Origin of the sequence: Microcystis aeruginosa FD4 (genome assembly GCF_009792235.1) — a bacterium.
In the GTDB taxonomy this organism is placed as follows: domain Bacteria; phylum Cyanobacteriota; class Cyanobacteriia; order Cyanobacteriales; family Microcystaceae; genus Microcystis; species Microcystis viridis.
In genome coordinates this window covers 1,262,779-1,275,083 of sequence record NZ_CP046973.1, presented here as the reverse complement: position 1 = coordinate 1,275,083, position 12,305 = coordinate 1,262,779, and the positions used below count along the sequence as shown (strand labels likewise).

At 44.1% G+C, this 12,305-nt stretch carries 12 protein-coding genes and 1 pseudogene; 4 read left to right on the top strand and 9 right to left on the bottom strand.

The genetic code is table 11. The features are described 5' to 3' along the window. The first annotated feature begins 60 nt into the window (after nt 1-60). From GQR42_RS06575 to GQR42_RS06565, 3 genes and pseudogenes are all read left to right on the top strand, one after another. On the top strand, nt 61-915 hold the full coding sequence (locus GQR42_RS06575) for a universal stress protein (protein WP_158199350.1): 855 nt from the start codon (nt 61-63) through the stop codon (nt 913-915). Nucleotides 916-1,623: 708 nt separating this feature from the next. Then, nucleotides 1,624-2,067: pseudogene (locus GQR42_RS06570) on the top strand (transposase); the annotation flags it as partial. 273 nt (nt 2,068-2,340) lie between these two features. After that, complete coding sequence (locus GQR42_RS06565) at nt 2,341-3,318, top strand: alpha/beta fold hydrolase (RefSeq protein ID WP_158199349.1); 978 nt, start codon at nt 2,341-2,343, stop codon at nt 3,316-3,318. A 393-nt stretch (nt 3,319-3,711) separates the two neighbouring features. Here the strand turns inward: GQR42_RS06565 and GQR42_RS06560 are convergent, their stop codons facing one another. After that, nucleotides 3,712-4,761, bottom strand: coding sequence for an alpha/beta hydrolase (locus tag GQR42_RS06560; RefSeq protein ID WP_158199348.1), 1,050 nt, complete (start codon nt 4,759-4,761; stop codon nt 3,712-3,714). A gap of 1,494 nt (nt 4,762-6,255) precedes the next feature. Further along, complete coding sequence (locus GQR42_RS06550) at nt 6,256-6,900, bottom strand: hypothetical protein (protein WP_199273281.1); 645 nt, start codon at nt 6,898-6,900, stop codon at nt 6,256-6,258. A 102-nt stretch (nt 6,901-7,002) separates the two neighbouring features. Between GQR42_RS06550 and mnmA the strand changes: the two genes are divergently transcribed. Continuing rightward, nucleotides 7,003-8,061 (top strand): tRNA 2-thiouridine(34) synthase MnmA, encoded by a 1,059-nt coding sequence (mnmA, locus tag GQR42_RS06545; protein ID WP_158202409.1) that lies wholly within the window; start codon nt 7,003-7,005, stop codon nt 8,059-8,061. 89 nt (nt 8,062-8,150) lie between these two features. On the opposite strand, the gene GQR42_RS06540 is transcribed toward mnmA, so the two are convergent. From GQR42_RS06540 to ndhL, 7 genes are all read right to left on the bottom strand, one after another. Continuing rightward, nucleotides 8,151-8,903 (bottom strand): phycobilisome rod-core linker polypeptide, encoded by a 753-nt coding sequence (locus GQR42_RS06540; RefSeq protein ID WP_002744197.1) that lies wholly within the window; start codon nt 8,901-8,903, stop codon nt 8,151-8,153. Nucleotides 8,904-9,079: 176 nt separating this feature from the next. Further along, nucleotides 9,080-9,217, bottom strand: a complete 138-nt coding sequence (locus GQR42_RS06535; protein ID WP_158199346.1) for a hypothetical protein — start codon at nt 9,215-9,217, stop codon at nt 9,080-9,082. Nucleotides 9,218-9,263: 46 nt separating this feature from the next. Continuing rightward, on the bottom strand, nt 9,264-9,845 hold the full coding sequence (locus GQR42_RS06530) for a phycobiliprotein lyase (protein WP_002770022.1): 582 nt from the start codon (nt 9,843-9,845) through the stop codon (nt 9,264-9,266). Nucleotides 9,846-9,920: 75 nt separating this feature from the next. Further along, complete coding sequence (locus GQR42_RS06525; protein ID WP_158199345.1) at nt 9,921-10,844, bottom strand: restriction endonuclease; 924 nt, start codon at nt 10,842-10,844, stop codon at nt 9,921-9,923. Nucleotides 10,845-11,075: 231 nt separating this feature from the next. Continuing rightward, nucleotides 11,076-11,504, bottom strand: a complete 429-nt coding sequence (locus tag GQR42_RS06520) for an ATP-dependent zinc protease family protein (RefSeq protein WP_158199344.1) — start codon at nt 11,502-11,504, stop codon at nt 11,076-11,078. 223 nt (nt 11,505-11,727) lie between these two features. Beyond that, nucleotides 11,728-12,033: a DUF3007 family protein gene (locus GQR42_RS06515; protein WP_158199343.1), complete on the bottom strand. Its 306-nt coding sequence runs from the start codon at nt 12,031-12,033 to the stop codon at nt 11,728-11,730. A gap of 19 nt (nt 12,034-12,052) precedes the next feature. Further along, nucleotides 12,053-12,292 carry an NAD(P)H-quinone oxidoreductase subunit L gene (gene ndhL, locus GQR42_RS06510; RefSeq protein WP_002732218.1) on the bottom strand — a complete coding sequence of 80 codons (240 nt, stop codon included), beginning with the start codon at nt 12,290-12,292 and terminating at the stop codon, nt 12,053-12,055. Nucleotides 12,293-12,305 lie beyond the last annotated feature (13 nt).

Genomic DNA, 12,305 nt, shown 5'->3' with positions numbered 1-12,305 from the left:
CATTAGCAGTATGCTGAAAATGAGCGAAAACCATTAAGATCATAGACCGAGTTTAATTTTATGCTAGAGAAAATACTATACGCTGATTCCGGCACGGGTCAAACCCAAGAAATGCTACAAGCATTGATGGATCTGCCCGCTATCCGGAAAGCGTCGATCACCATTCTCCGGGTTGTTCCCCCTCAGATTACCACCGAAGCTCTGGCCAGTAAATGGGAAGAGGGAACCCAAATGCTGACTAAAATCCTGCAAGAAGTCAAAATTGAACCCAGCAAAGTTTCCACGATTCTGCGCCAAGGAGATCCCAAAGATACCGTCTGTCAAGTTGCCGACGAAATCGGTGCCGATTTGATCCTGATGGGTTCCCGAGGACTGAAGCGACTGGAGGCAATTCTAGAAAATTCCGTCAGTCAATACGTCTTTCAACTGACTAATCACCCGATGTTGTTGGTAAAAGACGATATTTACGTCAAAAAAATCAAAAAGGTGATGGTAGCTCTCGATAAGTCTAGCTCGGCTGATTTAGCTCTCGATCTGGCTATTTATCTCCTGCGGGATTATCCTTCAGCAGAGTTAATTCTGGCCCGCGTCAACCCCGACTTAAAACCAGAATTTGCCCCCACTTCCCCCAAAGAAATGGAAGAAAACCCGATTTTAGTGCCAGCAGTAGCAAAAGTGAAACGGATGAATATACCCTATCGCTGCCTGGTGACGGGGGGTAAACCGGGAGAACAACTCTGCAAACTCGTCGATGATTATAATGTCGATCTCTTACTGTTGGGTTCGCCCGATCGCCGTCCTTCCGTGGCCAAGAGTTTACCAGATCTCGATCGCCTGCTCGGTACTTCCCTCTCGGATTATGTGCGGGTTAATGTCAATTGTCCTGTCCTTTTAGCTAGAAAAGAAGGGATTTAGCCCGATTTAGCCCACATCGTCCAGGTATGATGTGGGTAAAAAATAAGCCTCATCTACCTAGGGTTTGCGGCAAAAAGTTTTTCGGTGGTGGCAGGGTGTGGGGTGTGGGGTGTGGGGTGTGGGGTTTTACCAGTTTTGAGGTGGCCAATTACCTAATTTTCAGGGAAAAAGTGCCTAAATTTCCCCCCGATCACTCCAATGGTTGGCACTTTTTGAGGAAAAAAAGTCTAAAAGTCTTACCCAACAAGGTTTTTAGATTTATTCAGCCAGCCCTACCTAAATACAGAAAAAAAAGAAGGTATCTGTCCTGTAGCCTATCCTAAACAAGCCCTAAAATTGGTTGATAATCAAATTAGAATCCCTTGAGGAAAAACTGTTAAGCAATGGTTTGGACTTGATAGCTTCTATTTGCCAATGCCCTCCAATTTGAGATTTCAAGAAATTAAGGAATTAAGAATACTGCCCAGAAATCATTGTTTTTATGTTGAGTTTGTTTATGAGAGTAAACCAGTCGAGATTGAGGTCAATCCTGATAAGTAGTCGTGCAAAATTAATTTCCTAGTCGAGACTCCGAGACTCCGAGACTCCGAGACTCACAAGACAGCTATTAGGGATCGGATTTGAGTTTTCAGTTCACTGTTTACTGATCACAGCAGCAGTCTGACGGAGTAGTGGCTTAGATGTGTAATTAATTGTGCTTAGATACTTAATGTGCTAGGCTTAGACCTAGGATTAAACAATTGGCTAACAGGAGTTTCTAGTCTCGGTACTAGCTTTATAATTGATGGAAGGCATCTTAAGTCTGTTAATCGTTGGTACAACAAACAGGTAGCTACTCTCAAAGAAGGCTTCTGCCGTGAGCGTCAGCCGAACGGAAAACCTCAAGGATTTTGGTCAACCCAACTCGCTAAAATCACAGAAAAGCGCAATCGACAAATGAGAGATGCTGTTAATAAAGCAGCTAGACTTGTTATTAATTACTGTCTTGAGCATCAAATTGGAGTGGTTGTTTTTGGATGGAACAAAGAACAAAAACAAGAATGTAATTTAGGCAAAAATAATCATCAATCTTTTGTTTCAATTCCGACAGCAAAACTCAAAGAACGCATTAGACAATTGTGTGAACAATATGGTATTGAGTTTATTGAAACGGTTCACGGCCGAAGCCCAACCTATGTTCATCTTATATTTAATTCCACCCACCCACTTAAGCACAACACTTAATTTTAATTTAAGTCGAGTGTCTAGGGGCGTTTTGACTCGTCCCCAGAAATTCAAGTTCTGGTCAGCTAAAAAGACGCTACGCAACGTGGTTTTAACCCGTTGGTAGGGGCGTATAGCGTACGCCCTTTCTTCGATAAGATAAGCTTATCACCATAACTCCAAGAGAGCCGACAATTTTTTATTTTTACAAGAGGTATAGTTATGTCTTTATCAATTCGAGGAATTATCCTAGTAGCGACGACAATTTATCAGACGCTATCTGTTTGGTTAGAAGAACAAAAAGCCCCTCCGGGTAATTTGATTAATGTGGGTAAATATCGCCGACATTTTTGTCTAGCGGGAGAGGCTAGTCCCACTATTATTATTGACCCTAGTTTAGGGGGAATTGAGGGATACTTTTTGCTAGAAGAATTGTCACAATTGGCTAGGGTTTGTATTTATGATCGAGCGGGTTATGGTTGGAGCGATTCTAGTCCATATCCCCGGACTAGCTACCAAATTGTTCAGGAATTAGATCAATTACTCACCCAAGCAAAAATAGAACCGCCTTATATTTTAATTGGTGATTCTTTTGGCAGTTATAATGTTCGACTGTATGCTCATCTCTTCCCAGAAAAAGTAGTGGGTTTGGTACTCACCGACGGTTTACATGAGAAAGGAATGCTGAAAATGTCGCCAGCATTAAAGGCATTAAAATTATTTTTCATCTCTGGATTTTTGATGTCGATTATCGGCTCAATTTTAGGCATTATACGAGTTCTGAGAGTTCTGGGAGTTTTTGAATTATTAAAACCAGAATTGCGTCGCTTTTCCCTAGATTCTTGTGATCGAGTTAAGCGTTCTTTCTGTCGCGCTAAACACTGGATGACGATGAGTAGAGAAATGCTTAATCTCGACCAAAGCGCTCGTCAGGTAAGTGAGGCTAACAATTTCGGCAATTTACCGATAGTTAGTATTAAAGCTAATTCTTTTTTTAAACCTTCCCTTTGGACTCGCTTTATTCCCCTCAAAAGTGCCAATCAACTCCGGGAGGAGATGCACCTAGAATTAGGCAAGTTATCCGGAGATTTTATGGAAATACAAGCGGATAAAAGTAGTCATTTTGTCTGGATGGATCAACCGGATGTGATGATCGATGCGGTCAAAATTTTGCTTGACAAAATTAACTCTGTGTGCTAAGTAATTACTCACCGTTCGCTCATTTCTCGAACCGAAAATTTGGTAAATTGTCTTAAGTGCAGTCTGGCAAACGCATTGATTGTTCTACTCGGATATTTGTTAGTACAAAAAGACCATTTTGAGGTTAACGAATTGATTGGGGTTTGAGCGAGCCAATTGGAGATCGCACTCTCGACACTGTTCTACCTACCTTATTCGCTAAAAAGCATACAGTATAAAGGTAACAGCAATTTTAAAACCCTTCCCTTAAAAAATTAAGCGAACAATGAGTTGTGACACTTAGACTGCGGAGTATGGGACTTCTGCTGACGCTAAGATAAAGTCAAATCTCCCAATCACTTTAAAACCTTTGTGATAGGCGTTTGCATTTTAGGGCAGTAAATTAAACTTCACTCATTCTAGGAGTCGATAGCGATTAGTTTCAGCGACGTACTTCCGACCTGGAATTTCATCGGGGGGAATTTGATTCCCTAATACTAGACGCATATCCCTGACAACCCGAGGGACATTCAGATAATAGCCATGCTCTGAAGGATCTGTAAAACGAGATACCACGCGGGTACAATCGATCGGATAGACATTGCGAGGAAGTTGTCGAGGCTGGATTGGACCATCTGTCCCCAGACGGGCGGTATTACCCTTAAGCTTATCACTGGCCCAAAGAGCGAGGTCGTTGCGGTTGAAATAGACACTTGTCCGGCGGGTGATCCGGGACAGAGACAACAATTTGTAGTCGAGATCGAAAGCATCATCATCCTCATCGGCTGCCATCATCAGAACCTGATCGAACAGTCTGGGCAGTTGGTTGCCGACTTGCCTTTTCAATTCCTGTAGAGCATGGCGCAAGACATAATTGCCCATGCTGTGGGCAGTGAGATGAAGTCTCTGTTGGCACCGCGCCTCAGTCTGATTAATGAAATCGGCAACTTTGAGGAAGCCGCGGGCAAATGCCGCCCCAGAAGCGGCGGCATCCAGGCGATCATTCTTGTAAGCGATCGCATTGGCGGCTCTCGGATCGGAAAACAGAAGCGCACCGTCTGAAGGCCAGGAAAACAAACATATATTCAATTTGAGGGGAGGCTCGGTATCGCCAGGGTCTCTGGCAGTCAACACTTGGTGCAGTTGAGCCGCAGCCGTTAGAGCGCTCCGAAATGAAACGTTGAAGCCGTGAATGAAGATCAATGTATCTTCCGCATTCTCGATCATCTGTTTGCGGACTTGCAAGGCGATCTCCTGACTGCCCAAAACGGGCGGATCACCCAGCAGATTTTCTGGGGCAACTTGGATTTGATACTGAGAAAAGTTCTCACCCGTTACCTCGGCTTTTCCAAAACGCAAGTTAGCCAGTCCATCCTGACTAAAGGTACTCCCGAAGTCAAAACCCGCCTCTAAATCATTTGAGGTAACCAGGTTGCGGTTTGTAGCAAAGTAAATCGTCGTCATCCAAAATCTCCATATTTTCTTCGGTTTTTTGGGAACAGGATAGGCTAAACCACTTTAGCCCATTGCCCCTCCTCTTTTCCCTGTCTAATCCCGTGTTCAACTATATTTTTAGTCTTGATTTACAAGGCTCTCAGAAATCAGCACAGATAAAGCATCCTCGGGAACCTTGATTCTGTAGTTTTTAGTTGCACATCGGGTTGTCTAACAATTTTACTTCCCCTTTGCGCGGGTAGTTTTGCCAACTTTGGTGTTGGGGTTTATGTCTCCATCGTGCGTCAGGGTCAGCGACCATTTATATGGTCATTTGACAATCCCGTCACTAAAAGCGAGGGATTCTTAGTTCAACGAGTCCACTCAAATTAGATGTTCCTTGCGTTATCCAATCCAGATGTGGTTCTCTCCCTAAGCGTTACTTTTCGTATGCCCTACGATAGTTATATTTCTACAAAATTTGCTTGAATTGAAGTGTTAGCTTCAAATACTCCTTTGTCTAGTTCCTACAAAGATTTTACACCACGAGCAGGCTTTGGCCGTGAGATCAGCGTTCGACCGAGCGTTCATGTTAGTGAGCTTGTTAAAGTACTGACTCATTGTTCGCTTAATTTTTTAAGGCAAGGGTTTTAAAATTGCTTTTACCTTTATAATGGTATGCTTTTTAGCAAATAAGGTAAGTAGAACAGTGCCGAAAGTGCGATCTCCAATTGGCTCGCTCAAACCCTAATCAATTCGTTAACCTCAAAATGGTCTTTTTGTACTAACAAATGTCCGAATAGAACAATCAATGCGTTTGCTAGACTGCATTTGAGACAATTTACCAAATTTTCGGTTCGAGAAATGGCTCTCTTGGGTTTGGTGGGTAAAATGTATTCTTAAGATACATTCGTCCTAGCGAGGGGTTGGAACGAACCACAAAGACACAAAGGACACAAAGATTGATCGATCCTATGTAAGTAAACCTTATCACACAGAACCTAGAAGAGCCGAGAAATGAGCGAACGGTGAGTTAATAGGGTAAAATTAACTTCTTGGTTAGGATGGACGAGAGGCAAGAGATTCGATCGAGATTATCTGAAATCCTAGAGACTTATTGCATAATAGGGACTTGCGCTTTGATAATGTACCTTTTGGGCGAACGCAGTTCGCCCCTACATTGTGGACAAAATCCTTTACTGTCGGGGCGCAAGGAACCTGCGCCCTCCGCGCGGAGGGGGTTTGCTGATCACCCTAAGTAGGGGGAGAGCCTTCGAGAGCCCCCTTCCAATAAGGGACTTGCGCTTTGATAATATGCCATCTGGCTGGTCTGATTCTTCTACAGAGCGATTTTCAAAGCTGGGATATTATTCCCACGCAAGTCCCTTAACTTTTGAGAGTTCAAAAATAGGAAAAATAGGCATGAAGCTATCGTTCATTCTTAATTCTCTTGACTACTGACTACTGACTCCTGTCTCCTGACAACCGACTCCTAACCCCACCAACAGACTTTTTCAGTAAACCCTAATTATTGAGGGTAATAATCTGAGCGCTAAAACCCTGTTTAGTCAACTCTTGCACCCGTTGTTTAGCTTGGTATTGTTGCTGAAATAACCCCGCTTGAATAACATTTTCTCCCGTGCGGATAAATGCGAGGGGTTCAATTTCTTTAATTTTTGCCAACGCTTCTGCACTATTACTCCTAACTTCAACACGAAAGAGTTGATTAGTAGCAATAACCCGCTGCTGTGGTGGGGGAGAAGGGGGTTTATTGGCGCGATTTTGCGGTGTGGGGGCTGGTGGATTGACAGTTTGACGATTATTATTATTAACCACCGTAGCATTGGCAGGACGCACGGGAGCGGGGGCTTGAAAAACGTATTCTCTCAGGGGTTGATTACCGGAAACCGGGGCAGCCACCGGGGGGTTAACTGAAGGAGAATTAACCGGGGGCAAATTTAAGGGTGGACATTGGGAACAATTAACAGCACTGGGACTGTCTGAACGTTTAGTTGGTTGTCTCACCGCCGGTGGTGGAGGCAAACGACGACCGGGATAAACATTCTGGGCAAAAGATAAGTTTGCTTTTAGCAGCAGCGTTCCTTGAGCGATTATCCCGACTTTTAACCAAAATAAAGCCGAGAAAAACAGTAGGTTTGTTCTCATCATGCTGGCTTGTCCTCACACGAAATTTGGGTACATCATGTCCAAATTTTAAAGGAGGAGATGCTAGTCTAGAAAGTATATTGGTTAAAAATCATGACGAGATTTATGGGGAAAGTTGTTGTCGGTCTATCGGGGGGAGTAGATAGCTCAGTTGCCGCTGCCGCTCTACACGCTCAAGGTTATGATGTTATTGGCTTGACCCTGTGGTTAATGAAGGGTAAAGGTCAATGCTGCTCCGAGGGAATGGTAGATGCGGCCTTTATTTGTGAGCAGTTGGGGGTTCCCCATCATATCGTCGATAGTCGCGAGCTTTTCCAAAAAGAAATTATTGATTATCTAGTTTCTGGTTACGAAGCGGGAATCACACCGCTGCCCTGTTCTCAGTGCAATAAAGCGGTAAAATTTGGTCCGATGCTGCATTATGCTAGGGAAACCTTAGAAACGGACACTATTGCCACCGGTCACTACGCTAGAATTCGTTTTTCTCCTGAAAACAACCGTTATCAACTGCTGCGCGCCGTCGATAAAAATAAAGATCAATCCTATTTTCTCTATGATCTCACTCAAGATGTACTGCGGGGGACTTTATTTCCCTTGGGAGAACAAACCAAGGCAGAAACCCGCAGAATTGCCCAAGAATTCGGCTTAAAAACGGCAGATAAACCCGATAGTCAGGATTTATGCTTGATTGAAGCTCACGGAACTATGCGATCGTTCTTGGATAAGTATATCGCCGTTAGTGAGGGCGATATCGTCGATCTCGATGGCAAAGTTTTGGGTAAACATAGCGGTATCCATCATTATACGATCGGACAACGCAAAGGCATCGGCATTGCCGCCGCCGAACCCCTCTATGTGGTAAAACTCGATCCCGTCATGAATCGGGTTATCGTCGGTAATCGCGAAAGTGCCGTTAGTGCCGATTGTCTTGTCGGACGGATGAACTGGGTTTCTATTGCTGAACCCACCACCCCTATCCGCGCGCAGGTACAGGTCCGTTATCGTTCTCCGGCTGTTCCCGTCAATGTTATTCCCCTAGAAAATAATCAAGTGAAACTGGTTTTTGATCAACCACAATTTAGCATCACCCCGGGCCAGGCAGCCGTGATTTATGAAGGGGAAATCGTCCTCGGTGGGGGGATTATTTCAGGAGCCACCCCATAGGGAGAGCCACCAATTCACAGAATAACCTGATTATGGTTCGGGGGTCATTCTGCCAATTAGGGACTCTCCCCGGCAGGTTGAGCTAAAAATTAACGACGGGGTACAGAAGCCTCGATGTTAATATTCATAGCGGAGACTCTTGGTACAGGATTGCCTTTGGCGCTACCGAGACCCCGGGCCATAGCCAAGAAGCTGGAAGGATCGCCAGCTTTGGGTTTTTGCTCTTGGGGAACATAGCGACGGACAGCATTCTGCCAAACGATTTGGGGGAAGCCCAAAATACCACGATAGTAGCCATCGTAGCGAGGCGAGGTGATGTTGAAGGGACGTTCACCGATTTCGCGGCTGGCCAGGGTGCGACGACGTTGGTAGGGAACGGTATCATAACCAAAGCTTTGCAGATACTCGTCACTGTTGAGCAGTTGATCGACAAAACCTTGAATACCTTTGGTGGCAACGACAATCGACCAAGCAATTTTTTCTCTTTCGCTATAGACATCGCGACCGAGAACTCTTTGTACTACCTGTTCGACAAAGCGATAGTTGCTGTTTTTCTCGTAGAAACTGTTATAGAAGGTTTTCGATAACAGTAGGCCACGAATGAAATCCCGCACCGATAATTGTCCATTGCGTAATTGGGATTCGAGGAAGGGTTCCCGATCCCATTTGAAGGCATGGAAGAAAATCTGACGGTAAGCGGCTTCGATTAAATCGTCCAGGTCGGTAGGGGAGAGGACATTTTCCGTCGTGTAAACTTTCGGTTTTTCGTCTCCACCGACATCATAACCAGCTACCCGCACGTTTTGGGACTTGGGGGCGTAATTTAAAAGAGGAATGGCCAAGGGTAAACCTCCGTATCCTTAGAAATGCTTAAAAAACTTTCCTCATAATGATAAGGGAGTAAGTGCCAACTAGAAAAGAAATATTAAAAATTCTTACAATTGTTAAGAAAACTTGTTTACCATCCGGGATTTTGGGGGTTGGGGGTTGGGGTTTTAGGGTGTTGGGGGTTGGGGTTTTAGGGTGTTGGGGGTTGGGGTTTTAGGGTGTTGGGGGTTGGGGTTTTAGGGTGTTGGGGGTTGGGGTGGTCACTGCGTGCGCGTTGCGGGGGGTGTTGGGGTATTAGTTGAATTTCCCCATTTCCCCATTTCCCCATTTCCCCATCTCCCCATCTCCTGTCTCCTGTCTCCTGTCTCCTAAATTTACCAGCCACTAATCGAATAGGATGACGGTTCGGGGGAATCACTAGAGACTGACTCCGATGACTGATTGCGGGATTCAGCACAGAAAGTGGCCGTATTAAAACCGCCAAAACGTTGAACTGTGCTAGTGCGGAGACGTAAATCGGCATCGGCAAACCAGAAACGCTCGATCGAGGTCATTGTTTCGTATTCTGTAATTAAGACTAAACCTTCCTGTTCATCAATGTGATAACGGCCCGCCACGGGAACGATTTCCGCATAACCTCGCTCCCGCAACAGAACACCAGCTTGGGGATTATCTTCGTCGGGAATTAGCGCAAAAACGGTGGTTCCTTGATGATTTTCGTCTTCTTTGTCCCACTGCATCGAACCATCCCAACTGACAAAGGCACCCCCCACAGTCTTAGCGGGATCGACTTCGTGCATTTCACAGATAGCGATAATTTTCGGGTTATCGGCGCTTAAAGCTTCCACATAAATCTCGGAATCGCCGGTTTCTGAGCGTCGAAAGGGTAAATGATGGGTGGTGCGCTGAGATTTCCACTGTCCCGCACTTTTCTGAAAAAAGGTCATCCCGTCCATAGTTTTTATCCTCTATTTTTTCCATCTATTTTAACGCCATGACCGTTTTCTGTAACCCTTGTCCCCCCCTCTGTCTCATTCATCCCCAAAATAATCATGATCAATTCTCTTGATTTCATAGATTTCTTTGGTCGATACACCTAAGTTATAATCAATCATCAATTGACCTAATTCTTCCCCATCAATCAGCACTATTTTTATCTCATTTCTGGGGGCATATTCTAAAGCCTCTTTGGTAAAATAGGAAGTAGTGATGAAAATACCTTTTTTGGCTCCTTGTCCCGCTAATGCCCCGACAAATTTCTGGATTTCTGGACGACCAACGGCATTATTATCAGCCCATCTTTTGGCTTGAATATAGATTATATCTAAACCGAGTCTATCTTCTTTTATGATCCCATCAATCCCTTGATCCCCGCTCCTACCCACCGCTTTACCAGCATCTCTAATCGAGCCACCATAACCCATTTTTACCAGTAATTCTACTACTAATTTTTCAAAATTATCTGGGGATAATTTTTGCAAAATAGAAAGTAAGTCTGTCGCTAATGCTTGACGAATTTCTTTATAGGAGTTTCCTAGTAATTCCTCTGGTGTTTGTTCTTGCTCAGAAGCTGATAAATTGCTGTCAAGAGTAATAGTTTCATTTTGCTTATTGACTCGATTGAATTCTTGAAATTCGGGAAACTGTCTCAGAAATTTTGTATCAATTCGAGCAGGATTTTGAGATAAGATTTCTTTTCCTTTCTCAGAAATTACAAAAGTTGCCCTTTGGGGTGACTCAATTAATCCTGCTTTCTTTAAATAGGTTTTTGCCCAACCGACTCGATTGGCAAAAATTTCTTGTTGACCACTGGGAACCATTTCTTTTCTTTCCGCTTCCGTGACTTGAAACTCTCTGACCAAAGCTTCAAGAATTTCTCGATATTTATAAACTTTGCCATCTGCAAGTATTTTTAATAGCGGCAACATAATCGATTGAAAATCGGGAATAGGCATAGTTCAGATGAAAAGCGGGGTCAGTCATTACAATTATACAGCAACAAGCTCCAAGAATTTAGATAGATAATAATACCAAATCTGTTTTTAATAGTGCGATTACCCTGCAATCGAACTTTAAAAACCCACTCCCTACTTCCCTAATTCCCCACTTCCCAGAAAAGCCTTTTCAGTGATCAGTAAACAGTAAACAGTGAACTAAAAACTCACATCTGATAACTCTCCAGAAGCTTAACTCAGTAAAAAAGACCTATTCGGATGGACAAGAAAGCCTTTTTTCAGTGCTTCTCGTCCTAATAACATCCGAAAACCCATGACATCGCGATTAGTCAAGGTTAATTCGATCGGCCATTGACGGCCGCCAAGTAATACACTTGTTCTGATGACGGGACGTAGTTGACTTTGACCCCCGGAATTTTTTACCTGTCGCCATTCGAGGATTTCTGCGGTAGTGGTGACAGTGTGGTGACTATCTTTTTGGTAGGGATGAACTTGAAAGCGCAGCCAATCGCGATCGCCATCTCGAAAAGTATGGAGATGAAAAGCGTGTAGGGCCGAGGAGCGAGCGCCTGTATCAATCTTGGCCTTAATTTTGGTAATGCCTAAATCGGGTAAATCGAGCCATTCTCGCCAACCGATGATGATTTTATCGGGTTTCATCCGTCTATTTAGGGTCTGCTGAAAAAGTTTTTCGTGGGGGCAGGGTGTGGGGTATGGGGTGTAGGGTGTAGGGTTTTACCGATTTTGAGGTAGTCAGTTACCTAATTTTCAGGGAAAAAGTACCTGAATTTTACCCCCGATCACCCCCAGGTCCGGCACTTTTGGATTTCAAAAAAGTCTAAAAGCCTTATCCAACAAAGTTTTTAGATTTATTCAGCAAGCCCTATTTAGTTTTTTCTTCTTCAATCTCCCGCTGCATTTGGGCGATTTCTTCGGGAGTCATGGCTTCCAGACGTTTTTTAAAGACGGCATCTTCGTAATCCTTGCGCTGTTTGCCGTAGGTCATATTATCGGTGGCGACTCGAAACAGATAGGTAAAAATCCAACCGATGACACCACCCACCAACACCGCTTGACTCCAAATTCCCGCCGAAGCACTATCTAAACCAGTTTTTTGCAGGATAATGTAGAGGATGCCGCCCACAGCAAACATCCCTATACCGATCCCGATGACATCAATGCGTCTCATGGGTTTTTTTGATGATAACTTAAGCTTTGAGGGTACGACGTTGGGGACGGAAGTTAAGGAAAGGACTTAACAACAGCATCCCGGGGAAGAAAAAGCTCATCAGAAAGTACATAAACCCTCTTTCCCAAGAAGATGCCACATACCAGCGCGTATTGAGGTAGTAGTAGATAACGGCGGGAATGACGAGCAAATACAAGACACTGAGAGATAGGTAGATCAGAGCGATGATAATGGTTTCTTGCGTCAGAATTGATTGCATAAGGATTGATTTT

Excerpts from the sequence above, each read along its gene's own strand:
- GQR42_RS06575 (WP_158199350.1), top strand. The coding sequence starts at position 61 with ATGCTAGAGAAAATACTATACGCTGATTCCGGCACGGGTCAAACCCAA.
- GQR42_RS06565 (WP_158199349.1), top strand. The coding sequence starts at position 2,341 with ATGTCTTTATCAATTCGAGGAATTATCCTAGTAGCGACGACAATTTAT.
- GQR42_RS06560 (WP_158199348.1), bottom strand. The coding sequence starts at position 4,761 with ATGACGACGATTTACTTTGCTACAAACCGCAACCTGGTTACCTCAAAT.
- GQR42_RS06550 (WP_199273281.1), bottom strand. The coding sequence starts at position 6,900 with ATGATGAGAACAAACCTACTGTTTTTCTCGGCTTTATTTTGGTTAAAA.
- mnmA (WP_158202409.1), top strand. The coding sequence starts at position 7,003 with ATGGGGAAAGTTGTTGTCGGTCTATCGGGGGGAGTAGATAGCTCAGTT.
- GQR42_RS06535 (WP_158199346.1), bottom strand. The coding sequence starts at position 9,217 with ATGGGGAAATGGGGAAATGGGGAAATTCAACTAATACCCCAACACCCC.
- GQR42_RS06530 (WP_002770022.1), bottom strand. The coding sequence starts at position 9,845 with ATGGACGGGATGACCTTTTTTCAGAAAAGTGCGGGACAGTGGAAATCT.
- GQR42_RS06525 (WP_158199345.1), bottom strand. The coding sequence starts at position 10,844 with ATGCCTATTCCCGATTTTCAATCGATTATGTTGCCGCTATTAAAAATA.
- GQR42_RS06520 (WP_158199344.1), bottom strand. The coding sequence starts at position 11,504 with ATGAAACCCGATAAAATCATCATCGGTTGGCGAGAATGGCTCGATTTA.
- GQR42_RS06515 (WP_158199343.1), bottom strand. The coding sequence starts at position 12,033 with ATGAGACGCATTGATGTCATCGGGATCGGTATAGGGATGTTTGCTGTG.
- ndhL (WP_002732218.1), bottom strand. The coding sequence starts at position 12,292 with ATGCAATCAATTCTGACGCAAGAAACCATTATCATCGCTCTGATCTAC.